The sequence below is a fragment of the Hyphomicrobium sp. MC1 genome, assembly GCF_000253295.1.
In the GTDB taxonomy this organism is placed as follows: Bacteria; Pseudomonadota; Alphaproteobacteria; order Rhizobiales; family Hyphomicrobiaceae; genus Hyphomicrobium_B.
The window spans coordinates 2,096,889-2,119,360 of the sequence record NC_015717.1 but is presented as its reverse complement, the minus strand read 5'-3'; the positions used below and the strand labels follow the sequence as shown (position 1 = coordinate 2,119,360).

The following is a 22,472-nucleotide window of genomic DNA, read 5'->3' as shown; positions in this document are numbered from 1 at the left end:
GGGTCCGAGGGTATGGCTACCGAAACGCATCACAGACCAGGACTGAAAACCTGGAGCGCCTTGATGGGCAGCCGCAAACGGCCCAGCGAGTATGAGGTCGTCAGCTACAAGCTCCATTACCGCACGCGCAATCCGGAGGCGCCCTACGAGCAGTCTCCCAATCTCCGAATGAACGAGTGGTATAAGAAGCACGTCTTCGGCAGCCCGCTCCAACATCCGGATTGGGATTCATTTCGCGATCCCGACGAGGTCACCTATCGCGCCTATTGCACGATGCAAGACGCACAAGAGCAGTACGTTGATGGCCTCTTGAATGCTCATAACAATGACGATCACGACAAAGGACTTTCTGCCGACTGGATTGATAAACTCGCAAACATGTATACGCCTGCGCGTTATCTGCTCGCCGCTGCGCAGATGTCGTCCGCCTACCTCGTTCAGATGGCGCCAGCGAGCACGATCACCAATTGCGCCGTTTTCCAAGAGGCGGATTGCTTTCGCTGGCTATCGCGTATCGCGTATCGCACACGAGAACTCGCTAACGCCTATCCGGCGAAGGGCTTTGGCGCCAATGAACGGAAGATCTGGGAAGACGCCGCAGAATGGCAGGGCTTCCGAGAACTTTTCGAAAACGTTCTAGCGACATTCGATTGGGGCGAAAGCTTTGTTGCTCTCGACGTCGTCGCGCTTCGTGCCATCGATTTCGGATTTACACAATCTCTGAAGGACCGCGCACGGAGCGAAGGCGATACGCTGACGGCGCTTCTTTGCGACAACCAACTACGTGACGGTCAGCGATCACGACGTTGGACTGCTGCGCTCGTGAAGCAAAGTCTCGAGGTCGAAGCTAATCGCGATGCCATCGAAGGCTGGCTCAAGAAGTGGGTACCGCTAGGCGACAAAGCCATCGAGGCCTACTGCGCTGGATTCTCGAAAGGCGACGAACTCGCTCAAGCGGCGAAAGCAGCGGCTGCGTCTTTCAGAAAAGAACTCAGCCTTTCGCTTTAGACCGGCAATAGCTCTGTAAAACTGGCTGGAGCCCTTTACGGGCTCAACGACACGGATCAAAGCATCATGAACGCCCCCACGAATCTTCTTTCGATGCGCGATGCGAGCGGAGACACTCGGCGTATCATCGGCCCAATCGGGCCGCATGGGTTTCCAACATCTATCGCAATCGACGGCAAGATATACGTTGGGTGTCAGTCTGCACCGATTGGCGATATCGGGACGCAGACTGCAGGCGCGTTCAAAGGAATGATTGCTGCTCTCGATAATGTCGACAGCAACATGTCGGATCTAGTGAATCTGCGCACATACTATGTCTACCAAGGCGGAGGCGGCAAAGATGTTACGACCTTCTGGGAGAAGATGACTGAGGTACGCTTGCGTTATCTCTCCGATCCGGGCCCCGCTGCCACTGCCGTCAGGGTCGTAGGCGTTCCGACAGCTGAACATTTGATCGGTGTCGATGGCGTGGCAACGATAAGCGGCGATCGCCAACGGCTCATGCCCAAGCACACTTGGGATTGGAGCATTCCGACGCCTTTCTCACAAGGATGGCGCGTAGGCGACACGATCTACCTCGGCGGACAGCTTGCAGCCGACATGGAGGGAAAAGCCGTTGCCCTCGGCGACGTTGCTGAACAAGCGCGGATCACGCTCGAATTCATCCGCCACGTTTTGGCCGAAGGCGGACATGGGTGGGACGATCTCGCGACGCTGAGAATTTGCTATCAGGCTGGATCGTCGCCCGAGGAAGGTCGAGCGACGCTCGATACGATTCTTGGTGTCATTAGCGAAACGATTCCTGGCACTTTGCCAGCAATTACGGCCTTTGGAGTGGACCTCCTCTATGAAGGCTTGATGCTGGAAATTGACGGCATTTCAGTAAAGGGCCGTAAACAAGAAATCGTTCCACCAGGAGCGATGACATGGATGCGTTTCGACGATCATCCTGTCGCACTGGCTGCCGATAAAGAGATCTATGTCGGAGGGCTCGGCGCTCCAGGAGGGGCGTCGCTCGTTGCTCAATCAGAAGCTACGTTGGATCGGCTGAACGTCACTCTGAGAGCCGCAGATCTCGGCTATGAAAACCTTGTCAAGCTAACCCTCTTCTATGTGCCGGATGAGGAAAGCACTTCACCCGAGTCGGATATCAAGACACTCACAAGCGCGATCAAAGACTACGTTCCGGACGCCGGGCCAGTCGTCACGATCACCCGCACAAAGAATCTACCATTTCCGGGACAACGCATTCAGCTCGATGCCGTTGCCGTCCGCTAAACAATCCGCGTCCATCGTAATAGGGGAACCAAAAGATGATCAAGAATACCGTCACGTGGCCAAATGGCGCCCGCTGCGCGGTTGTGTTCACTTGGGATATGGATGCGGACAGCATCATTCATCTGGCGCATCCCAACGACGCTGACACACGTCTCTCGACGACTTCGATGCTTCGATATGGTCCTCAGATCGGCGTGCCCCGCATTATCGATCTCTGCAAAGATCTCGGCGTCAAGCACACATTCTTCGTTCCGGGTTGGTGCGCGGAGCAGTATCCCGAAGCGATCGAGCTGATGGTCAAGAACGGCCACGAGGTTGCCCTTCACGGCTATCTTCATGAATACCCGAACCTGCTGACACGCGAGCAGGAGTATTTCTGGACCAAGAAAGGCACCGACGCGATCACCAAGATTTCCGGCAAGAAGCCGGTCGGCTATCGCTCACCTTGGTATCGCTACTCGAAGCATTCGACTGAAATTCTCGCGAACGAAGGATTTCTTTGGGACACTTCTCTTATGGGTGACGACAACCCCTATCTCATCCGTCAGAACGGCACCGAGCTGATCGAATTACCGTCGCGATGGCAGCTGGATGACTGGCCGCAGTTTGTACACAACCATGACCTCGACTTCATGATGCCGATTGCGTCACCGCAATATGCGATGGACGTGTACATGGCAGAATTCTACGCCATGTACGAGCACGGCGGCATTTGGCTGAACTGCTTCCATCCTTTCTGCTCCGGTCAAGTCGCCCGCTTGATGATGGTCAAGCAGATGATGGAAAAGATGCTCGAGAAGGGTGACGTCTGGATCGCGACGGGCGAAGAAGTAGCGCTCTATGTCAAAGGCCTGATCGCCGAAGGCAAGTACAAGCCTCGGGTTGACGAGCTTCCCTTCTACAAGGGGCGCCTGCCTGAGCTCGCTGAGAATTACGCGCCAGGAGGCTGATCCATTGTGCAGCCTTTGCGCAGCTCTGGGCGCTAGCCGAAACTGGACGGACGCGGCCGGTCAGGACGCGTTCGCCCGGGCCGGAAATCCGGTGACCGTCCGCGAGGAGCGCAGTCGCCGTGTTGCTCTGGTCAACGCCGTCCTCGGACGATATGGGCTGGCGATTGCCGATTGGGGCGGCAATTCTTACGTGCTTTCGAATGCAGCTGGGCATAGCGCAAATATGTACACGCTCAGTGGCATTTGGGCCGACGCCGATCGCCTTTCCGATCTACCGTGCGATCCTCTCGACCCAGAATTGATCGCACGCCTGAATGCGCTTGAAGCGCAAGGAGACCGCCAATGACGGAGCGGGTTGCGGTCTATCTACTCACCGGCTTTCTGGGCAGCGGTAAAACCACTCTCCTATCGGGCATTCTCCGTGACGAGGCGTTCCGCGATACGGCAGTCATCATCAACGAATATGGCAAGGTTGGTCTCGATCACGATCTGATCTCGTTCAGCACCGAGAGCACCGTCGTTATGCCGGGGGGCTGTATCTGCTGCACAATCCGTGAAGATATCGAGACCTCACTCCGCGAACTCTTTGAAGCTCGCGACAGTGGTTCCATTCCTGCATTCAAGCGCATTGTGATCGAAACCACAGGCATCGCTGAGCCCGTTCCACTTTTGATGACGCTACGTGCCAATCCCTTGGCGCAGGAACGTCTAACCAAGCCGCGGGTTCTGACGGTCGTCGATGGTGTGCTTGGTCTGGACACGCTTAAAGGCTATGGCGAAGCCGCAGCGCAAGTCACGAGCGCTGATCATATAGTGATTTCAAAGTCCGATCTTACAGGCGAAAAGTCGCTCGAAGACTTGCAGAGTGCGATTTGCGCGCTGAACCCGTGGGCAAGTATTGATCTGGCCAACCTGCTAAGCTCACCTCTCACCAAGTTCTTCAACGCCGCACCGATCGGCTCCGAAGCGTCCACTCAGTACGACACTGAAGATCTTGCAGTCGCGAACCGATCGGCCCATCGTCACGGCAATATCGCTTCCTTTAGCCTATCGCTTGAGAAGCCGCTTGATTGGACGGCTTTTGGCGTCTGGATGACCATGTTGCTGCATCGTCACGGCGCACAGATCTTGCGCGTAAAAGGTTTGCTCGCCGTCGACGGCCTTCCCGGCCCGACGCTTTTCCAAAGTGCGCAACACCTTGTCCATACGCCGGTTCATATGGAATCCTGGCCGAGCGATGATCATCGCTCTCGCATCGTCTTTATTGTCCGCGACATCAACACCGAGCACCTTGAAGCCTCGCTGCGCGCGTTCGATCGCGCGAGCAGGAATTCGGTTTCACGAAGAGCAGATGTACGCAGCGCAGGAAGCGGTGGCGTTATCGCCGGACGGCCTGTACGGCGCCCAACGACGCCAGCGTGGATCAGAGGATGACGACGAAGCGCTACGGACGGCCTCGGCCAGACAGAATTACATTTCGAGAAAATGGGGCTCTCAAGCGGTTCCCGGGATGATCTATTTCACGCAAACACATCAATGGTTGAGATTTGACGGCAACATCGCTTGCACGGGGATTAGCGATTACGCGGCTCAGGCCCTGGGCGAGATCATATCCTTTGAAACCCACGATCTAGGAACTCGGATAAAGAAAGGTGACGTCATCGCGGTGATCGAGACGGCAAACACCGTCGAGAAGTACCATTCCCTCATCGAAGGTGAAGTCGTGGAACTCAATTCCATCTTAGATAAAACGCCGGGACTGATCGGGAGCTCGCCGGAAGGCGAAGGCTGGTTCGTAAAGCTGAGAATCGAAGCTCTCCCCGATACGGACGCAGAAAATTTCATCCATCGGCGAGTTTACTTGGACATGGTGGCATCTGCGCTCGCGGCGAAGCTCGGAAAGGCCGGCTCATGAAGATTCGATACTATGACGTATTGATTGTCGGCGCAGGACAAGCAGGCGCGCAAACGGCGATTTCCCTTAGGCAACACGGATACACTGGCACGATCGGATTGATCGGGAATGAGCTAGAACTGCCTTACGAGCGTCCTGCTTTATCAAAGGATTACCTGTCGGGAGAACGGCCATTCGATGCGCTTCTTCTTCGACGGTCCGAATTTTGGAAGGAGCAGGACATCTCGCTTCATCTTGGGGTCGAAGTGGTATCAGTTGACGCCGAAGAAAGTGAGGTCAGGGGAAGGGACGGAGAGAAATTCGTTTATAGGCGCCTCGTTTGGGCCACCGGTGGACGCGCACGCAAACTTACCTGCCCAGGCAATAGCTTCTGCGGCTCATATACCATCAGATCGCGCGCCGACGTCGACGGCCTCAGGCGCGAATTGCAGGTCGCGCGCCGGATAATCGTCATTGGCGGTGGCTATCTCGGCCTTGAGGCTGCAGCGACCCTCAATACTCTTGGAAAAGAGGTCGTCGTTATCGAAGCGGCGGACCGCGTGCTCGCACGCATGACCGCCGAGGACGTCTCACGCTTTCTAGAGGCGGAACATCGCGCGCGCGGCGTCGACTTCCGGCTATCCAGTAGTGTGCTTCGCATTGTGGGTGACGCTGGCCGAGCGAATGGCGTTGAACTTGCCGATGGCGAGCGTATCGCCGGAGATCTAATTATCGTTGCCATTGGCATCGATGTGGCCGCAGCCCCTCTTTTGCGCGCGGGCGCAACAGGAGCAAACGGTGTCTTGGTCGACGCTTCCTGCAGGACAACTCTACCAAACATCTACGCCGTCGGTGATTGCACCGAATGCGCGCAGTCGCATCTTGGCGGGGCCGTAATACGAATCGAATCCATCCAGAATGCCAACGATCAAGCCGACGTCGCGGCACGCGCAATCATGGGCAAGGAAGCGATCTACGACGCTGTACCGTGGTTCTGGTCGAACCAATATGACTTGAAGATTCAATCGATAGGCCTCTCGAAGCTCCACGACGCGGTCGTTATTCGCGGGGATCGAGAGAAACGTTCATTCACTGCAATCTACCTTAACCGCAGACGCGTCGTTGCAATGGATTGCATCAACGCCACGAAAGACTTCGTTCAGGGGCGCACTATTGTCGATAAAAAATTGAAGCTGCCTCCGGAAAAGCTCGCGGACAGTTCCATTCCGCTCAAAGACGTGGCGCGGATGTCCATGCCGATCGAAAACGCATTGTGACTCTTAATCGCAATAAAAAGGTCATCGCGACGATGAGTGCTTTAAAACTGGAGGCGATGATGCCCGAACTGATCAACACCGTATCGTCCACCTTGCCCAACCAGAGCGAAAGAATGACCGCGAATTGTACGTTGCGGCCTGCTTTCTGCGCGACACGCGACGTCAGCGGCATGCTTCGCAGGGCTGGATTGCGGCCGACGCGTCAGCGCGTTTTTCTGGGTCGTCTTCTTTATGCCAACGGCCATCGTCATGTGACGGCGGAAACGCTTTATGAAGAAGCAAAAAACTCCGAAATCGGGGTATCGTTGGCCACTATTTACAACGCGCTCAATCAATTCACCGAAGCCGGTCTACTGCGCGAGCTCGCCGTCGATGGCTCAAGGGCATGGTTCGATACCAACGTCAGCGAACATCACCATTTCTTTCTCGAGGACGAGAATCGAGTCGTCGACATTCCTGGTAGCACCGTGGATATCAACGGCGTCGACTCTCTACCGGATGGGATGGAAATAGCTCGCGTAGATGTCATCGTACGCTTGCGCCGGAAATCTTCCGATTGAACATGTTCCCGCAAGCCCAAGGTTTATCTGCCTCGCTTTTCTGGCGGAGTGCGCCTGTGAGAGGCGCCGCGTAAAAACAATATTCTCAAGAATGGACCGTGGGCATATTGACGCTCATTTTTAAAACTAACCGACCTCCGTGTTTTTGATATCTTTTCGTTCAAGACCATTAAAAAGAATATTTTCTATTCCGCTGATTTATTGATTTATCCGACCCTTGCCGAGTGGCGATGGCTGAAGTTTAGGCACCTGAGCGCCAAAAATTGCACCAAATTCAAGAGCCTTGACACGCGATGTTTGGCGCGTAATTCTAGTATTATCGAGGTTTTCAGAGGGTCGCGTCCCCGTAAGTTCGCGCGCATCTGAAATGTTCTGGAATGTTATTCCAGTCTGGAGATTTGAGTGCCCGACGCAATCGAGCTCACCAGAGAGCTAATTCGCTTCAATACGGTCAATCCGCCGGGGAACGAATTAATTGCGCTAGCCCATCTCAAAAAAATTCTCATTGATAACGGCTTTCAAGTCGAGTGCCGCGAATTTGGAAACAATCGTGCCAATATAATTGCAAGACGCGGCAAGCATATCGGCGCGAATGAAGGGGAAATGCCGATTTGCTTTACCGGGCACTTGGATACCGTCCCGCTCGGAAGCATCCCTTGGAAGGTTGATCCCTTCGGCGCGGAAATTGTTGGCGAGCGACTGTTCGGTAGAGGCGCCAGCGATATGAAATCCGGAGTTGCCGCTATGGTGGCGGCGGCGATCGGCTCGCGTGATGTTTTGGACGAAGGCCCTGGAATCGTCCTGATCCTGACGTCAGGGGAAGAAACGGGATGCGAGGGTGCAGCGCATCTGACGACGCATGTCGATCTCGGTCCCATCGGTGCGATTGTCGTTGGAGAGCCGACGGGGAACGCACCACGTTCCGGCCACAAGGGCGCACTGTGGCTTGTCGCAAGTAGCTTTGGACAGACGGCCCACGGCTCAATGCCGGAGTTGGGCGTCAACGCGATTTTCCGCAGCATAAAACTGCTCTCGAAGCTGCAGGACTTCGATTTCAATCGAAAACCTCACGCGGGGCTCGGCAAACCCACCCTGAATGTCGGGCGGATGAATAGCGGCTCCAATGTCAATTCCGTTCCAGACCATTCCGAGATTTGGATCGATGTGCGAACGATCCCCGGCATGCAGCATCACGATGTGAGGGAGCATTTCTCGAGTTATCTTGCGCCGGAACTCGATAAGCTTGAACCCGTCGTCGACCTCGAAAGCGTTTGGACGGAGGCTGATAATCCATGGTTGCGCTCGATCTGTCGGATGATTGACACCGCAGATTTATCGCAGCCCTCAGGTGTCCCATTCTTCACTGACGCAAGCGTTCTGGCTCCAGCACTCGGAAATCCGCCAGTCCTCATTCTCGGTCCTGGAGAAACAGCGCAAGCGCACCAGACCGATGAATTTTGTTTCGTTGATAAAATCCCCGACGCGGTCACGATCTACCGGCGGATCATCGAGGATTGGCAGGCAAATCCAGTCTCACCAAGTTCGCGTTTGAATGAGCTGGAACAGGTGGCAGCGAATGCTCGCGCGACTGGAAAATCGAGACAATCGACATGAGCGCGATGGTCCGTTCCACTGAAGAGACCTCGCGTAATGGCACCGCCGGCCGTCAGCGGCTTGGCCATCGCCGCCACGCCGCTTCGAGACCACAGGTGTCCACAGATTCAGCTCGGCGCTGGCTGAACAATTTAGTTTATCCGCAGCGCTTTTGTCAGTCGTCGAACCATGTAAGAGGAGATTATTATGCGCACAATAGGGGCTTTGCTTCGCGGCGCCGCGTTGGCTCTGCTTGCCTCATCTACCTTAGCCATCTCTCCCATCCTGGCATCCGCTGACGAAGCACCACCGCTTCGCATCAGCTATGCTGACTGGCCTGGATACGTTGCTTGGCAGATCGCCATCGACAGGGGTTGGTTCAAAGAGGCGGGCGTGAACATAAAGTTCGAGTGGTTTGATTACTCGGCAGCAATGGACGCTTACGCCGCTGGCAAGCTCGATGCGATCAACCTCACCAACGGTGATACGCTAGGTATGGGTGCCAACGGCGCCAAGGGCATCATGTTCATGGTGACCGATTACTCCAACGGCAACGACATGATCGTCGGTAAGCACGACATCAAATCGATTGCCGACCTGAAAGGCAAGAAAGTCGGACTGGAAACCGGGCTCGTTGAACATCTCCTGCTTGCATACGGTTTAAAAAAAGCCGGACTGACTGACAAAGACGTAGATATCGTCAACACAAAAACAAATGAAACGCCTCAAGTTCTCGCTTCGTCTGACGTCTCAGCGATTGGAGCCTGGGAGCCGATTTCAGGAGCCGCGATGCATGGCGTTCCAGGAGCCCATCCGGCCTACACATCTGCAGACGCTCCTGGCCTTATCTACGACGTCGTAACGGTCAGGCCCGAGAGCTTTGCGTCTCGGAAAGCCGACTGGGCGAAGGTTTTGAAAGTGTGGGACCGCGTTGTCGCGTACGTCAACGATCCGAAGACACAGCCGGACGCGTTAAAAATCATGTCCGCGCGCGTTGCTGTGGCGCCGGAAGCGTACAAGAAGTTCCTTGACGGCACGAAGCTTCTCACCGTCGCCGAGGGTGCAAAAGTCTTCAATAAGGGAGACGGCCTGGATTCGCTGTACGGATCCTCCGAAAATGCAGACTCCTTCAACGTGAAATACGGAGTCTACAAAACCAAACAGGACATCTCGTCCTATATCGATCCCTCCATCGCGCAGGCAAAATAATAGCCATGGCTGACGTAGCTCTTCAGTCCTGGGTACCATCATCAGCGAGGCGGCTCGCCGCAGCTTCATGGTTTGCGGTTGGCCGTCCGCCAACGCCGCGCGCGCGCACGGTTTTGGGATTCCTGTCTTTCGTCATCCCAATAGTCTTGTGGTGTCTCGTCTCCTATGTGCCGTTCGTCTGGCACCCGCTGATTGAAATCACCAATCCTGGCAGCGTGTCGTACTTCGATGTCGGAATGAGAGCTCCGAAAGATGTTTTCGCCGACGAGTTCGCGTCGGCAGTCAAAGCCGGTCGGGCACCTCCTGAGGGGCGCCCGGCCAATCCAGTTTACCTGCCAGCGCCGGACGAAGTAGCCAAGGCATTTTGGAACGCCGTCTTTCCGTCGAACACGGAACATCAATCTCTGCTCGTTGCGTTCTGGCACTCGGTGCAGATAATTTTCTGGGCATTCCTTATTTCATCTGCCTTGGGCGTTCCGCTCGGTATCCTATGCGGCGCATACGCCACAATCGGACGTCTGACGGAACCTTTTGTCGAATTCTTCCGCTATTTACCGGCGCCCGCCTTTGGCGCGCTCGCAGTTGCCGTCCTCGGAATTTATGATGGGCCAAAGATAGCAATCGTCGTAATCGGCACTTTCTTCCAACAAGTATTGATCATCGCCAGTACGACACGTCGCGTCGATTACGCGTTGCTTGAGGCAGCGCAAACACTCGGAGCTCGGCGATCACGTCTTCTTCGTTACGTCGTCGTACCTGCGGTACTGCCGGATCTCTATGGGGATTTGCGTATTCTTCTCGGCTGGGCGTGGACATATCTCATTGTCGCCGAGTTGGTTGGCACCTCTTCGGGCATCACTTTTTTCATCACGCAGCAGGCGCGTTATCAGCATTTCGATAACGTCTACGCAGCAATCCTCATTCTTGGCGTCGTCGGCTTTGGCAGTGATCTTCTGCTCGCCCGGCTTGGCCGCTGGTTATTTCCGTGGCGGAGGACAAACGCATGAACTCAACGCCACTTCAATTCATCGATGAAGACGTAGCTGCCCGGCTTCAGCGCCTTAGGGCACGTCCGCCGATGCTTGAAGTCAAGAACCTCGTCAAGACGGTTCCCGCTGGCGACGGAGAGCGCGTCATCCTCAACAATATCAACTTCGTCACGCATCGCCGCGAATTCTTGTGTGTCGTGGGTCCGTCAGGTTGCGGAAAGTCGACGCTCATTCGCACGATTGCCGGCCTCGAGATTGCTAACGGTGGAGAGATCAAAGTCGCGGGCGAGCCTGTCCATAGTCCGGGACCTGATCGCGCGATGGTTTTCCAGGGTTACACTTTGTTTCCCTGGCTTACCGTTCTTGGCAACGTGATGTTTGGTCTTCGCATGGCGGATAAGGAGAGAGACGAAGCTGAACGTGATGCGCTGCAGTGGTTGGATCTTGTCGGTCTCAAAGCTTATGCGCAGTCATACCCGCATCAGTTGTCTGGCGGCATGAAGCAGCGCGTGGCAATCGCGCGCGCGCTGGCAATCCAGCCCCGCGTCCTCCTAATGGATGAGCCCTTCTCGGCCTTGGATGCACGGACGCGCGCCAAAATGCAGTCCTACCTCATCGATATCTGGCGCAAGATCGACGTCACCATCGTTTTCATTACCCATGATCTCGACGAGGCGCTTCTCTTGGCTGATCGCATCCTCGTTCTTAAGGCTAGCCCCGGAGAGGTCATCGAGCTTCTCGACGTGCCTGCGCTTCCCGGCGGGCGCGACTTGGATGCTCCGGCGTTGCGGAGCGCTCACGAACGATTGGAAGGCTTCATTCACGCCCATGAGCAGAAAAATACTGAGGAAGAGGAGCCGCTGCCCCCTGTTGTTCGTCTCACTGATGTGACTGACAACGTCGACTGACGATTACTGGACATAACTGTTACAGCCCAACCCTAAATGACGGCGCGGCAAATGCTCTTTCGTGAAAAACTTCGGGTCGTGGTCGCGGGCGCCGCTAGCGGCATCGGCTATGCGACCGCGATTGAACTGAGCAACGCAGGTGGCAACGTCATCGGCTTTGACAAAACGCCTGTGGGCGCCCCCTTTCCTATTCTCGAAGTGGATCTCCGCAACGAAGATGCGATCGTCACAACGATGACCGAGGCAGCGAACCGCCTGGGAGGGCTTGACGCTATCGTCAATTCTGCAGGTATCGGGCGCTCGAGCCGCCTAGAAGCATTTAATACTGCCGCTTTCAACGAGATGATGGAGGTCAACGTTCGTGGGACGATCATCGTCGCGCGAGAGGCGTTGAAGCATTTGGGCGATAAGGGGCGCATCGTGAATATCGCATCGGAGCTTGCATATCTTGGACGAGCGGGTGCGTCTGGCTATTGCGCGACGAAAGCTGCAGTCGTCGCCTTGACACGGTCATGGGCTCGAGAGTTAGCGCCCGACATTCTCGTCAACGCCGTCGCGCCAGGTCCGATCGACACGCCGCTGCTCGAGTTTTCAAAGCTGTCGCCGGAAAAGCAAGCGTTGGAGTTGTCAAACCCTCTTGGACGCATCGGGCGGCCAGAGGAAGTTGCCAGAGCGGTTTGCTTCCTGCTCAGTGATGGAGCAACGTTTATCACGGGGCAATGCATCAGCGTCGATGGAGGCGCTGCAATGCATTAAGCAGCGTATATTGCTGGAGATATCGGTAGGTTTTAGAACGTCGGCGGGCTGTTGACCCAGAGGATGCGTGCCTGCACCGTGCCGTTGTTCTTGTAGCTATGGGGCAGGTTCGATTTGAAGAAAAACGAATCTCCTTCGGAGAGATTGTAGACCTTACTATCGACGGTGAGCTCGAGCGTTCCCTCAAGCACGTATCCCACTTCTTCGCCTTGGTGCGTGATCGTTCCCTTGCTACCGCCGTTTGGCTCTACGACGTGGATTGATCCGTATATGAACTCTCCACCGTCTTCGGGGACGATGCACTCCAACCGGACTGCGCCGCCTGTCGCGGAATCCATCCGGATCACCGATCGCTCCCCTTTCCGAGTGACGATATCGTCGGGAGCAGATCTCTGGGCGAATAGGCCACCTATGGTCAGCCCCAGCTTTTCCACGATCTTGTGGAGCATTTGTAGGGAAGGGCGAGCTTTTTCGTTCTCGATTTTTGAAAGAAGGCTTTCTGAGCAACCAACCTCGTCAGCCAGCTCCTTGAGGCTTAAATTATTAGCCCTTCGAGCCTGCCGTAACCGCTTTCCGATCTGAAGCTCGACCGTCAATGGACGTTCCTCCGAGCGAACTGAATTGGTAGCCATTTTGTTGCTATTGCCTCCCGGGGCAGCCCGCGCTGCAGATGCGACCGGCCGTTTTGAATCCTTTTTTGGATTTCTCACGCGTTTCCCCCGCGAAATGCAGCCCGCCGCAGCTTGGTGAGTGGAAGCGCAACGCCATTGGGTCCGGAGAGAACCCGAAATTTATTGGACGCCACTCGGCCGCCAATTTGGGCGGCGAGCCGAATATTATGATTTTGTCACAAAGACATACATAACCGACCGAGACTCCGCAATCAAATCAGTTTCCAAATATTCAAGTCGTTTGCACAATTTTTACTCATCAGCCGTCTGCAATCCCCACAATCAAAATGGGCTTGGTCTACTCACCTCGAAACCGCACCAGACTAGCTGCGAAAATTCCGCTATTTCCTACAAGTATCACCTCGGTCGCGCACGGCCTTTATTTTGGTACGTCCGCATTGAAGTGAATTGTGAACATGCGCGCCCTAAACTTGATCCTTGCGAGCGGCTAGTCCGCCGACGTCCGCTTTCTCGGCAAAGCTTCATCCTATAGAGCGGGCGAGAAGTCAGCAGTTTTTGTGCTGGGCCGGGCTACCAAATGTAAAGAATGCCATGGAGGCGACGTTCTCGTCGTACTAGTCGGCTAATCCATAAGATTGCGCGACCTTCTCGACGGCATCCACGAGCAAATTGAACTGAGGTCGATCGCCATAAGCAGTGTCGTGCACGTCCTTACCTAGCGCATGACCAAGGATGGCGCGTCGAACAGCTGGGGAGATGCCGAGGCTCTCGGCACGTTGTCGCCACGTGTGGCGGAGTGAATGCAAAGTGACTCGCGGGTCCTTGCTCACGTGCTCCCTGATTATTTTTGAGGCTTCGATCTGAAGTTGATGGGCCGGTCCCTGTTGGCGCCGGGGCAGGCCGGGAAATAGCGGCTCTGTTCCATCCCGGCCATCTGCCAGCCCCCGTAGAACGTTTGAGAACGAGCCGGGCAGAGGAATGAGCCGTCTCGACGCCGCGTTTTTCAGATCGCGAACTTCGTCGTTGATATCAAGATAGCAGTTGCCCTGATGCCAGCGCAGATCGCAGACTCTCAGACCGCAGATTTCCGAGGACCTCGCGCCCGTGACCGCAAGACAGCGGATGATCGTATGAAACGGCTCTCCTTTCTTTTCCGACGCGATCAAAAACGATCGCAATTCCTCGTCGCCGAAGGCACGTTTCTTCTTCGAGAGCTTCTTTTCGTCCTTGGTGAACCGCGCCTTTATTCCAGCGAACGGGTTTGTCGCTAAGCGGCCCTCGGAAATAGCAACGGCGTACAAAGCGGAGAGCTTCGCGAGGTGCTGAGACTGATTGACACCGCTCACACCGGTCTCGCTCATGTGATCCCGCCACCGCGCTGCATCTTGCTGCGAGATATCGGCCGGATCGCAATCCGCCCCCAAAAACGTCGTGAGGCGTCGGACGTAAAGACGCGAGCGATCGAGGCTTTTCGTGCCTTGCGGCTTCGTCTTTTCAGAAAGGTCGACGAGGGATTGTAGGCCTCGCCCTTCAAATTCCGCGCTCCCAAGCAACCTTGCTCGAGACAAGGTTTCGCTCTCGATCGCATTGGCACTCTTCACGAGCTTGAAGCGGGTGAATTCCCAATCCTCTTCCAGCTCCTCAGGCATCGGAATTTCTTCTGATACGCCTTCAAACGCTGGCCCGGACGTCGGCGATTCACCCATAGCTTTCAGACCTGCAATCAACTGTTTATCAAACGCTTGCAGATGCTTAAGCTTTTGAAGGCCTCCTCCGGCGGCAATTTCATTCCGTTCATCTGGTGATAGGCGCTTCAGCCGCGCAACTGTTGCGTCGCATTGGAGGGAGAGGTCGCGCGCGGCCTTCAGCGCATCGGACCAGCTGAGGGTGACGCCGAGATACTTTGACCAGGCAGTCTTACCTACAACTTGGCGCAATTCGCGGGGCACCGATCGGTAATATCGGTACCCGTTTCCGTGCTTGGTTAAATGCGTTTGCGAGCGGCGCGCCATGAGGCAAAAACGGCTCGAAAAGCCGCCGGTGTCAACACGTTTGACAACACATTGTTAACGCGCTCGACGGGGGAAATTCAATGATTTCAGTGGGATGGTGGGCGGTATAGGGATTGAACCTATGACCCCACGCGTGTGAAGCGTGTGCTCTACCGCTGAGCTAACCGCCCGATTTGGGAACGGCCCTTATGCGAGGCGGCGGATCGCGCTGTCAAGCCGCAAACGGGCCGCGATCTGGGCCGGAAAGCCGCGGACGGCGCATCACGGCTTGGTGGCAGGAGCAGGCGTCACCGTGGCGCTGGCGAGGATGGCCTCGATCGTAGCACGGCTGGCGTGACCGTCGGCCAATGCGCTCTTGGGTGCATAAGCCGTGACGATCGCGGCGCGGCCCTCGCCACCAATGACAAGCAGGAACCGTGTCTCCGGCCCTTGCGCGCCCTTGGCATCGGCAGTGACAAACGTATACGCGTCGGTCCGCTTCAAGCCGCCGCCCTCGACATAGGCCGGATCCGTGAAGCCGAGACTTTTCAGATAATCGAGGAACGCAGGCCCCTTGAATTCGTGCAGCGCTTCGGGCGGCAACGGCGACGCCTCGACGGTAATGCCCGACGCGTACTGATGGATTGCCGGTACTTGGCCCGCCACATTCTTGAAGTCGTCAGCCACCTCGACTGAGACCGGGCCGACCGTCGCCGTCTTCGCGAGTGCTTCGGACGCCATGACCAATGACAGCGCCAAAGCCGCGAGCAGAGCAGCAGCAAGGCGAACGAACGGGAATGTCGCGGGCATGTAAAACCTCAAGGCTAGGAACGCCGATCTCGCCGGATCGTTCGGCGGCGCCGACGCTGTCACATACACTGCCGGGCCGTTGCAAGAGAAACTCGACGTACCGCCATGATTCGCTGCGTGGGTGCATCGCTTCTCTCTCGCCAAAGTTGCCAAGTATCGCATTGCACCCTTGAATTTCGGGCATTTCCCTTGGGACGTGAGGCCAAGTGGACCTTGCGTCGAACACCGTCATAGTGCCATGTCTCCCGGCAAAGACGAACGACGCCGGGGGGCGCTGGTGGCGACTTCTCAAATCGAAGTCGCTGGGGAGGATATTTTTTGCAGTCAGCGGAGCCGGAACGCCCGAACCTGATTTCTTTGGGCCTGAATAAGATTGGCCTACTGGGCATCAGGGCGCCGATCATATCGGCAATCATCGTTCTCATTCTAACGGCTGCCGCGGCGGCCGGCATTTCCCGCCTCAGGGTCGACGACAGCCTGTCGGAGCTGTTCCGCACCAACACCCCCGAATTCAAGATCTACGAAGAGATCGACAAGCGCTTCCCATCGAGCGAATACGACGTTCTGGTCGTCGTCGAAGGCAAGAGGCTGCTGACGAAAGAAGGGCTGACGGCCTTTGGTAACGCCGCCGCCGATCTGCAACTCATTGACGGCGTCAGCGGCATCGTGTCGATGCTGTCTGCGCGCGGCAAACCCGACGCGAGCGGATACCCGCCGCCGATCGTGCCCGACGACCTGCCCGACGATCCGGTCGCGTTCGGTAAAATCGTCGACGCCCTGAAAACCAACGACATCGTCAAAGGCAAGTTTCTGTCGAACGATGGTCAGCTCGCGCTGATGGTGCTGGCGCTCGACCGCAAGGTCGTCGAAGAGAAATCCGCGAAAGCCGTCATCGGCGAAATCGAGAAGACCGCAAAGGATGATCTTAATCCTGTCGGGCTGTCGGTGAAGCTCGCCGGCGCGCCGGTCATGCAGCTTGAGATCCGCAACGCCGTCGAGCGTGACCAGATCGTCTATAACGGCCTCGGCCTTCTCTTCGGCGCCGCGATCGCAGCGATCTTCTTCCGCCGCGTATCGCTGATGCTCGTTGCCGCGCTGCCGCCGGTCATTGCGGTGGCCTGGTCGCTGGGTCTGCTCGGCTGGCTCGGGTTCAAGCTCAATCTGTTCCTGAACGTCATGACGCCGCTCATCATGGTGATGGGCTTTGCCGACAGTATGCAGATGGTGTCAGCATTCCGCATCCGGCTGCGCGAAGGCGATACCAAGCTTCAGGCCGTTCGCTTTGCGATCCTCGTTGTCGGTCCCGCGTGCGTGCTGGCGCATGGCGCGGCGTTGCTGTCGTTCCTGGCATTATTGTTCTCGGAGTCGGGCCTCATCCGCACGTTCGGCGAAGCAGGCGCTATGGCAGTCTGCATCTCGTTCTGCGCCGTCATCGTCGTGCTGCCGATCCTGGCGCTGCTGTTCGTGCGCAACGAGAAGACGCTCGCCAAGGACCACACGCCTGCCGACGGCCTTATGGACGCGCTCGGCATTTTCGTCGGCGGCATTGTCGATCGCGTCGTCAAGCATTCGGTCGTCTACACGGCCATCGCCTTTGCGCTGTTTGCCTACTTTGCCTCGCTGCATCTCGCGCTCGAACCGCGCTATCGCCTCGCCGATCAGGTGCCCGACCGAGAGCAGGCTATTGCCGCGACCGGCCGCATCGATTCCAAGCTCACCGGCGCCAACCCGTTCCACGTCATGATCCAGTGGAAGAACGGCGCCAGCCTCTACGATCCCAAGACGCTGAAGGTGATCGAAGAGACTCACGAGGCGCTTGAGAAAGCCGCGGGCCTCGGCAACGTCTGGTCACTCGAAAGCCTGCGTCGCTGGCTGCGCGAAAGCGGCCAGGACAACGTCGAGACGATCAAGAAATACGTCGGCCTTCTGCCGGAGCACCTCGTCCGCCGCTTCATCGCCAAGGACGAGAAAGCCGTGCTCGTGACGGGCCGCCTGCCGGACGTTGACGCCAGCAAGATTCTACCGCTGGTCCATTCGGTCGATAAGGCGCTCGATCCGATCCGCAAGGCGTATCCCGAATATCAGATCTCGGTAACGGGCTTGCCCGCGCTTGCGGCACGCAACAGCTACCGCATGATCTCGCAGCTTGATGAAAGCATTCCGCTCTGCGTGCTCGTTGCAGCCGTATTGCTGGCGCTTGCCTTCCGTTCGGTGTTCGTCGGGTTCATCAGCTTGCTGCCCGGTCTGTTCCCGGTCGTGACGGCTGGTGCGATGCTCTACTTCATGGGCGGCGGCTTGGAATTCTCTTCCGTCGTCGCGCTGATCGTGGTCTTCGGACTGGGCGTCGATGCGCTGATCCACTTCCTGAACCGACTGCGCATGGAAGAGCAGCCCGGCGTCCCGCCCGAGCTTGCCATTCGTCGAGCGCGCGTTCTGGTCGGCCCGGCCATCATCCTGACGACGATCGTGCTGGCCTTCGGCCTCGGCGTGACGATCTTCTCCGACCTGCCGTCGCTGCGGCTGTTCGGCCTCGTCTGCGGCGTGACGCTGATTGCGTCGCTGGTTGCCGACCTTGTGTTCCTCCCGGCCACGATCCTCGTTTACCGCCGTTATATTAGCGGTCACGACGTTTGATGGCTTGAACACGCGTTAAAGGTTGCGGCCGACGCCGGTCGCAGCCTAGTCTCGGCGGCAGTGTCTCCGAGCAGGACGCCAGCCGTGACGCGCAAGCTTATCATCGTATTGGCCAACGCCAGTCCGCACAGTGACGAGTCCATCTGCCCGCCGATCTTTCAAGCCTCCGTCGCAGCGTCGATGGGCTATCAGGTCGAGGTCGTCTGCACGGGCGGCGCCGCCGAAGTTCTGCGCAACGGCGTCGCCGAAGCCGTGCACGTCAAGGCGGCCGAGTGCCGGTCAGTCTATGACTTCATCAAGGAGGCACACGCATCAGGCGTCCGCTTCCATTGCTTCTCAACCGGCCTCGATAGCTGCGCCATGCGCAAGGACGACCTGATCGCCGAATGCAGCGGCGTCATTGGCGCCGCGCATTTCATCGAAGAGATCATGTCGGACGATTGCCGCGTTCTAACCTACTAGCCGTTATGAACTGACCGGCATCCCCGCGAGCTTGCCGATCGCCCCACGCAGTTCGCGGTAATCGTTGATGATGACGTCAGGCCCGAACGACAGCACCGGATCGATGCTGTAGCCGAAGCTCACCGCCACGACCGGCACCTGTGCCGCCTTCGCCGTCCGGATGTCGGTTTCGCTATCGCCGATCATGATGCTCTTGCCCGGTTGTCCGCCGGCCAATGCGATCGTGCCGGTCAGATGCCGAGGATCGGGCTTGTAGGCGCCGAGACTGTCGCGCCCGGTTAGAGCCGAGAAATAACCGTCGAGCTTCAGCGCTTCGAGAACGGCGCGCGCCTGCGCTTCCATCTTGTTGGTACAGACCGCAAGCGTCGCGCCTTCGGCTTTCAGCCCGTCGAGCGCTGCGACGATGTGCGGGTAGGGGACACTGCGATCTGCAATGTGGGCCGAATAATAGGTCAGGAAAACCTCGAATAGATCGTGCAGTTCGCGTTCGGGAAGTTTTCGCCCGTGCGCCTTCACCGCGCCGTCGATCATCGCCAGCGCGCCGTGGCCGACGAAGGGGCGAATTTCCATTTCGTTGATCCGCTCAAGGCCGAGCGTCGAGAGCACGTGATTCGTCGCTTCGGCCAGATCCGGCGCCGTGTCGATCAAGGTGCCGTCCAGATCGAAGACGATCGTCCAACCCTGCATGAAATCTCCTCGTATTTTCATTGGTTGGCGTCGGCGGCGCGCATTCCGCACGCCACCGTCGACGCTGGACCGTAGTCGTCTCGGTCCGCTCTGTCACGGCGTCACGAATGTCTGGTAGATTTGCGTGGCTTGAAAGCGCCGCACCGCCAGCCTAGACAAGGCGCACGGCCCGGCGAGCAGCAGCCGATTTTGGTCTTTGGGGGCAAGATGAGCACTGACGATTGGAAGAGGCAGGCGGCCGAGCAGGCGCTCGGCTATGTCGAAGACGGAATGAAGCTCGGTCTGGGCACCGGTTCGACGGCTGCGAAGTTCGTCGAGCTGTTGGGCGCACGCGTGAGAAGCGGCCTCAAGGTCGTTTGCGTTCCGACGTCGGAAGCGACGCGCGCCCAAGCCGCAGCGCTCGATATTCCGTTGACGACGCTTGATGAGACACCGGCGCTCGACCTCACCGTCGATGGCGCCGACGAACTCGATGAAGACCTGCGCCTCATCAAGGGCGGCGGCGGCGCGCTCCTCCGGGAAAAGATCGTCGCGGTGGCTTCGAACCAAGTCATCATCATTGCCGACAACAGCAAGCTCGTCGAGGTGCTCGGCAAGTTTCCTCTGCCGGTCGAGGTCGTGCCGTTCGGACTGGCGGCAACTGAAAGTCTGATCGCCAAGCTTGCCGACGATCTGGGGCTAGACGGCGAGATCAAGTTGCGCCGTGGTACGGATGGCAAGGCATTCGTAACCGACAATGGCAACCATATTCTCGATTGCGCGTTCGGTTCGATTGACGATCCCGAGGCGCTGGACGACGCTTTGAAGCTCGTTCCCGGCGTCGTCGAGAACGGTCTTTTCCTTGGCATTGCCGATGTCGGCATTATTGCCGGACCAATGGGTGTAGAAGTCATTTCGGCAATTGAAATCGATTTCGAAGAGGATGAATAAAAATGGGCCGCTGGCTGCGAATAATTGCACTGTTTTTCGTCTGTTGTTCGACCGCGGCGCTGGCTGAAGACTCGCCCGCAACGCCACCCGATCCGGCCCGCGTCGCCGCCGCCCGCGATCTGCTTGAAGTCACCGGCGTGACGAAGCAGATGGACGGCATGGTCGAAGCCATGTCGCGCGGCTTCGCCAAAGGCGCCAACGCCGACAATTCCGAAGCCGGCAAAAAGCTCTCGGCGCAATTCGATTCGAGCATGAAAAAGCTGCTCGAATATAAAGACCAGATGATCACCGACTTTGCCAATCTCTACGCCGAGACGTTCACGGCTGAAGAAATGAAAACGGTTGCCGACTTTTATCGTTCGGGGCCGGGTGCAAAGTTTATCGCCAAGACGCCTGAACTGATGAAGAAGGGCGCGGAGATCGGTATGAAATACAGCGCCAAGATCGCCGACGAAATCAAAGCCGGGCAGACGCCGCCCATCCCCACCGATCAGAAGTAAGCCTGCATAGCCAAGCGATGTCAGATTTCGAATACGACCTTTTCGTCATTGGCGCAGGTTCGGGCGGCGTGAGAGCCGCCCGTATTGCGTCGAGCCACGGCGCACGAGTCGCCATTGCCGAGGAATTCCGCGTCGGGGGCACCTGCGTGATCCGCGGGTGTGTTCCAAAAAAGCTGCTCGTCTATGCCAGCCGCTTTAGCGACGAATTCAAGGACGCGGCAGGCTTCGGCTGGACGCTGCCTGAGAGGACATTCGACTGGCCGTCGCTGATTGCCGCCAAGGACAAGGAAATTTCGCGTCTCGAAGCCGCGTATCGTACGACGCTCGACAAATACAAGGTCGAGATTTTTCCCGAACGTGCGATGTGCCTGTCGCCCAACCAGGTGCGCCTGTCAGCGTCCGGCCGGACGATCACGGCGAAGACAATATTGATCGCGACGGGCGGCCACCCGAACGTCGATCGCAAGCTTCCCGGCATCGAGCACGTCATCACCTCGAACGAAGTCTTCAACTTGAAGGAATTTCCGCGCCGCATCGTCATCGCTGGCGGCGGCTATATCGCGACAGAGTTTGCATCGATTTTTCACGGGCTCAGCTCTGACGTCACGCTGATCTATCGCGGCGAGAAAATCCTGCGCGGTTTCGACGACGATCTGCGTGACGGCCTCGTCGAGACGATGAAAGCGCGCGGCATCCGCATCATCAACGAAAAGGTCTTCACCAAGATTGAAAAAACGGCGTCGGGGCTCGTAGGCACGATCACAGGCGGCGAGACGCTCGAAGCCGACCAGATCCTGTTCGCGATTGGCCGTTCGCCGAACGCACGGGGGCTGGGCCTAGAAGCCATCGGTGTCCAGATGGACCCCGAGAACGCAATCGTCGTCGACAACCATTCACAGACGACGGTGCCGTCGATCTATGCCGTCGGCGATGTCACCAATCGCGTGAACTTGACGCCCGTCGCCATTCGCGAAGGCCACGCCTTCGCCGATAGCGTCTTCGGCGACAAGCCGACGCTCGTCGATTATACGACGATCCCCACCGCGGTCTTTACAACGCCTGAGATCGGTACTGTCGGTTTCACCGAGCAGGAAGCGAAAAGCCAGTATGGAGACGTCCATGTTTACAAAGGCGCCTTCCGCACGATGAAGGCGATCCTTGGTGGCCGCGACGAGCGCACGCTTATGAAGCTCGTCGTCGAAGCGGCGACGGATCGCGTCGTGGGCGTCCACATCCTGGGTCCCGATGCGGCCGAGATCGTGCAGACGGCCGCCATTGCCGTGCGCCTGGGCGCAAAAAAATCCGATTTCGATCAAACCATGGCCTTGCATCCATCGGCCGCAGAAGAACTTGTGACTTTGCGCGAGAAATGGATGGCCCCTGGCGAAGCGGCGGCTTGATCGG

At 57.3% G+C, this 22,472-nt stretch carries 22 protein-coding genes and 1 tRNA gene; 18 read left to right on the top strand and 5 right to left on the bottom strand.

What is annotated here, in order from left to right; translation table 11 throughout:
* The first annotated feature begins 12 nt into the window (after positions 1-12).
* The 13 genes from HYPMC_RS10335 to HYPMC_RS10275 all read left to right on the top strand — a co-directional run bounded on the left by HYPMC_RS10335 (position 13) and on the right by HYPMC_RS10275 (position 12,422).
* Positions 13-1,008 (top strand): toluene monooxygenase, encoded by a 996-nt coding sequence (locus HYPMC_RS10335; protein ID WP_041300031.1) that lies wholly within the window; start codon positions 13-15, stop codon positions 1,006-1,008.
* Between the two features lie 66 nt (positions 1,009-1,074).
* Positions 1,075-2,286, top strand: a complete 1,212-nt coding sequence (locus HYPMC_RS23220) for a RidA family protein (RefSeq protein WP_013947861.1) — start codon at positions 1,075-1,077, stop codon at positions 2,284-2,286.
* Positions 2,287-2,321: 35 nt separating this feature from the next.
* Entirely contained in the window at positions 2,322-3,236 is a 915-nt protein-coding gene (locus HYPMC_RS10325; protein ID WP_013947860.1) for a polysaccharide deacetylase, read from the top strand.
* A gap of 91 nt (positions 3,237-3,327) precedes the next feature.
* Positions 3,328-3,582, top strand: coding sequence for a hypothetical protein (locus HYPMC_RS10320; RefSeq protein ID WP_157135427.1), 255 nt, complete (start codon positions 3,328-3,330; stop codon positions 3,580-3,582).
* Positions 3,579-4,670: a GTP-binding protein gene (locus HYPMC_RS10315; RefSeq protein ID WP_013947858.1), complete on the top strand. Its 1,092-nt coding sequence runs from the start codon at positions 3,579-3,581 to the stop codon at positions 4,668-4,670. The genes HYPMC_RS10320 and HYPMC_RS10315 overlap by 4 nt, the downstream gene beginning before the upstream one ends.
* Positions 4,588-5,151 carry a glycine cleavage system protein H gene (locus HYPMC_RS23705; RefSeq protein WP_157135426.1) on the top strand — a complete coding sequence of 188 codons (564 nt, stop codon included), beginning with the start codon at positions 4,588-4,590 and terminating at the stop codon, positions 5,149-5,151. The genes HYPMC_RS10315 and HYPMC_RS23705 overlap by 83 nt, the downstream gene beginning before the upstream one ends.
* Positions 5,148-6,407, top strand: coding sequence for an NAD(P)/FAD-dependent oxidoreductase (locus tag HYPMC_RS10305; protein ID WP_013947856.1), 1,260 nt, complete (start codon positions 5,148-5,150; stop codon positions 6,405-6,407). The genes HYPMC_RS23705 and HYPMC_RS10305 overlap by 4 nt, the downstream gene beginning before the upstream one ends.
* 113 nt (positions 6,408-6,520) lie before the next feature.
* Positions 6,521-6,967, top strand: a complete 447-nt coding sequence (gene irrA / locus HYPMC_RS10300) for an iron response transcriptional regulator IrrA (protein ID WP_041300860.1) — start codon at positions 6,521-6,523, stop codon at positions 6,965-6,967.
* Positions 6,968-7,369: 402 nt separating this feature from the next.
* A complete protein-coding gene (locus HYPMC_RS10295) occupies positions 7,370-8,581 on the top strand; it encodes a M20 family metallopeptidase (protein WP_013947854.1) in 1,212 nt (403 codons plus the stop codon).
* 186 nt (positions 8,582-8,767) lie between these two features.
* Complete coding sequence (locus HYPMC_RS10290; protein WP_013947853.1) at positions 8,768-9,769, top strand: ABC transporter substrate-binding protein; 1,002 nt, start codon at positions 8,768-8,770, stop codon at positions 9,767-9,769.
* 5 nt (positions 9,770-9,774) lie between these two features.
* Positions 9,775-10,776, top strand: coding sequence for an ABC transporter permease (locus HYPMC_RS10285; RefSeq protein WP_013947852.1), 1,002 nt, complete (start codon positions 9,775-9,777; stop codon positions 10,774-10,776).
* Entirely contained in the window at positions 10,773-11,666 is an 894-nt protein-coding gene (locus HYPMC_RS10280) for an ABC transporter ATP-binding protein (protein WP_041300027.1), read from the top strand. The genes HYPMC_RS10285 and HYPMC_RS10280 overlap by 4 nt, the downstream gene beginning before the upstream one ends.
* Positions 11,667-11,717: 51 nt before the next feature.
* Positions 11,718-12,422, top strand: coding sequence for an SDR family NAD(P)-dependent oxidoreductase (locus HYPMC_RS10275; protein ID WP_013947850.1), 705 nt, complete (start codon positions 11,718-11,720; stop codon positions 12,420-12,422).
* Positions 12,423-12,454: 32 nt separating this feature from the next.
* Here HYPMC_RS10275 and HYPMC_RS10270 read toward each other — a convergent pair whose 3' ends face one another.
* The 4 genes from HYPMC_RS10270 to HYPMC_RS10255 all read right to left on the bottom strand — a co-directional run bounded on the left by HYPMC_RS10270 (position 12,455) and on the right by HYPMC_RS10255 (position 15,855).
* Positions 12,455-13,018 (bottom strand): cupin domain-containing protein, encoded by a 564-nt coding sequence (locus HYPMC_RS10270; protein ID WP_013947849.1) that lies wholly within the window; start codon positions 13,016-13,018, stop codon positions 12,455-12,457.
* Between the two features lie 650 nt (positions 13,019-13,668).
* Complete coding sequence (locus HYPMC_RS10265; protein ID WP_157135425.1) at positions 13,669-14,991, bottom strand: tyrosine-type recombinase/integrase; 1,323 nt, start codon at positions 14,989-14,991, stop codon at positions 13,669-13,671.
* A 170-nt stretch (positions 14,992-15,161) separates the two neighbouring features.
* Positions 15,162-15,236: transfer RNA gene (locus HYPMC_RS10260), tRNA-Val, on the bottom strand.
* A gap of 91 nt (positions 15,237-15,327) precedes the next feature.
* A complete protein-coding gene (locus tag HYPMC_RS10255; RefSeq protein WP_013947846.1) occupies positions 15,328-15,855 on the bottom strand; it encodes a hypothetical protein in 528 nt (175 codons plus the stop codon).
* A gap of 318 nt (positions 15,856-16,173) precedes the next feature.
* Between HYPMC_RS10255 and HYPMC_RS10250 the strand changes: the two genes are divergently transcribed.
* Positions 16,174-18,489, top strand: a complete 2,316-nt coding sequence (locus tag HYPMC_RS10250; protein WP_013947845.1) for an RND family transporter — start codon at positions 16,174-16,176, stop codon at positions 18,487-18,489.
* Between the two features lie 84 nt (positions 18,490-18,573).
* Positions 18,574-18,951, top strand: coding sequence for a DsrE family protein (locus tag HYPMC_RS10245; protein ID WP_013947844.1), 378 nt, complete (start codon positions 18,574-18,576; stop codon positions 18,949-18,951).
* Positions 18,952-18,954: 3 nt separating this feature from the next.
* Here the strand turns inward: HYPMC_RS10245 and HYPMC_RS10240 are convergent, their stop codons facing one another.
* Positions 18,955-19,638, bottom strand: coding sequence for an HAD family hydrolase (locus HYPMC_RS10240; RefSeq protein ID WP_013947843.1), 684 nt, complete (start codon positions 19,636-19,638; stop codon positions 18,955-18,957).
* A gap of 207 nt (positions 19,639-19,845) precedes the next feature.
* On the opposite strand from HYPMC_RS10240, the gene rpiA reads away from it, so the two are divergent.
* Genes rpiA through gor form a run of 3 tightly spaced genes read left to right on the top strand, consistent with a single transcriptional unit; the run spans position 19,846 to position 22,468 of the window.
* Entirely contained in the window at positions 19,846-20,568 is a 723-nt protein-coding gene (rpiA, locus tag HYPMC_RS10235; RefSeq protein WP_013947842.1) for a ribose-5-phosphate isomerase RpiA, read from the top strand.
* A 2-nt stretch (positions 20,569-20,570) separates the two neighbouring features.
* Complete coding sequence (locus tag HYPMC_RS10230) at positions 20,571-21,068, top strand: DUF2059 domain-containing protein (RefSeq protein WP_013947841.1); 498 nt, start codon at positions 20,571-20,573, stop codon at positions 21,066-21,068.
* A 17-nt stretch (positions 21,069-21,085) separates the two neighbouring features.
* On the top strand, positions 21,086-22,468 hold the full coding sequence (gene gor / locus HYPMC_RS10225) for a glutathione-disulfide reductase (protein ID WP_013947840.1): 1,383 nt from the start codon (positions 21,086-21,088) through the stop codon (positions 22,466-22,468).
* Positions 22,469-22,472 lie beyond the last annotated feature (4 nt).

What these genes read in the sequence shown, in the direction of transcription:
- HYPMC_RS10315 (WP_013947858.1), top strand. Translation starts at nt 3,579, where the DNA reads ATGACGGAGCGGGTTGCGGTCTATCTACTCACCGGCTTTCTGGGCAGC.
- HYPMC_RS10240 (WP_013947843.1), bottom strand. Translation starts at nt 19,638, where the DNA reads ATGCAGGGTTGGACGATCGTCTTCGATCTGGACGGCACCTTGATCGAC.
- HYPMC_RS10290 (WP_013947853.1), top strand. Translation starts at nt 8,768, where the DNA reads ATGCGCACAATAGGGGCTTTGCTTCGCGGCGCCGCGTTGGCTCTGCTT.
- HYPMC_RS23220 (WP_013947861.1), top strand. Translation starts at nt 1,075, where the DNA reads ATGAACGCCCCCACGAATCTTCTTTCGATGCGCGATGCGAGCGGAGAC.
- irrA (WP_041300860.1), top strand. Translation starts at nt 6,521, where the DNA reads ATGACCGCGAATTGTACGTTGCGGCCTGCTTTCTGCGCGACACGCGAC.
- HYPMC_RS10275 (WP_013947850.1), top strand. Translation starts at nt 11,718, where the DNA reads ATGCTCTTTCGTGAAAAACTTCGGGTCGTGGTCGCGGGCGCCGCTAGC.
- gor (WP_013947840.1), top strand. Translation starts at nt 21,086, where the DNA reads ATGTCAGATTTCGAATACGACCTTTTCGTCATTGGCGCAGGTTCGGGC.
- HYPMC_RS10305 (WP_013947856.1), top strand. Translation starts at nt 5,148, where the DNA reads ATGAAGATTCGATACTATGACGTATTGATTGTCGGCGCAGGACAAGCA.
- HYPMC_RS10230 (WP_013947841.1), top strand. Translation starts at nt 20,571, where the DNA reads ATGGGCCGCTGGCTGCGAATAATTGCACTGTTTTTCGTCTGTTGTTCG.
- HYPMC_RS10285 (WP_013947852.1), top strand. Translation starts at nt 9,775, where the DNA reads ATGGCTGACGTAGCTCTTCAGTCCTGGGTACCATCATCAGCGAGGCGG.
- HYPMC_RS10335 (WP_041300031.1), top strand. Translation starts at nt 13, where the DNA reads ATGGCTACCGAAACGCATCACAGACCAGGACTGAAAACCTGGAGCGCC.
- HYPMC_RS23705 (WP_157135426.1), top strand. Translation starts at nt 4,588, where the DNA reads ATGTACGCAGCGCAGGAAGCGGTGGCGTTATCGCCGGACGGCCTGTAC.
- HYPMC_RS10280 (WP_041300027.1), top strand. Translation starts at nt 10,773, where the DNA reads ATGAACTCAACGCCACTTCAATTCATCGATGAAGACGTAGCTGCCCGG.
- rpiA (WP_013947842.1), top strand. Translation starts at nt 19,846, where the DNA reads ATGAGCACTGACGATTGGAAGAGGCAGGCGGCCGAGCAGGCGCTCGGC.
- HYPMC_RS10255 (WP_013947846.1), bottom strand. Translation starts at nt 15,855, where the DNA reads ATGCCCGCGACATTCCCGTTCGTTCGCCTTGCTGCTGCTCTGCTCGCG.
- HYPMC_RS10325 (WP_013947860.1), top strand. Translation starts at nt 2,322, where the DNA reads ATGATCAAGAATACCGTCACGTGGCCAAATGGCGCCCGCTGCGCGGTT.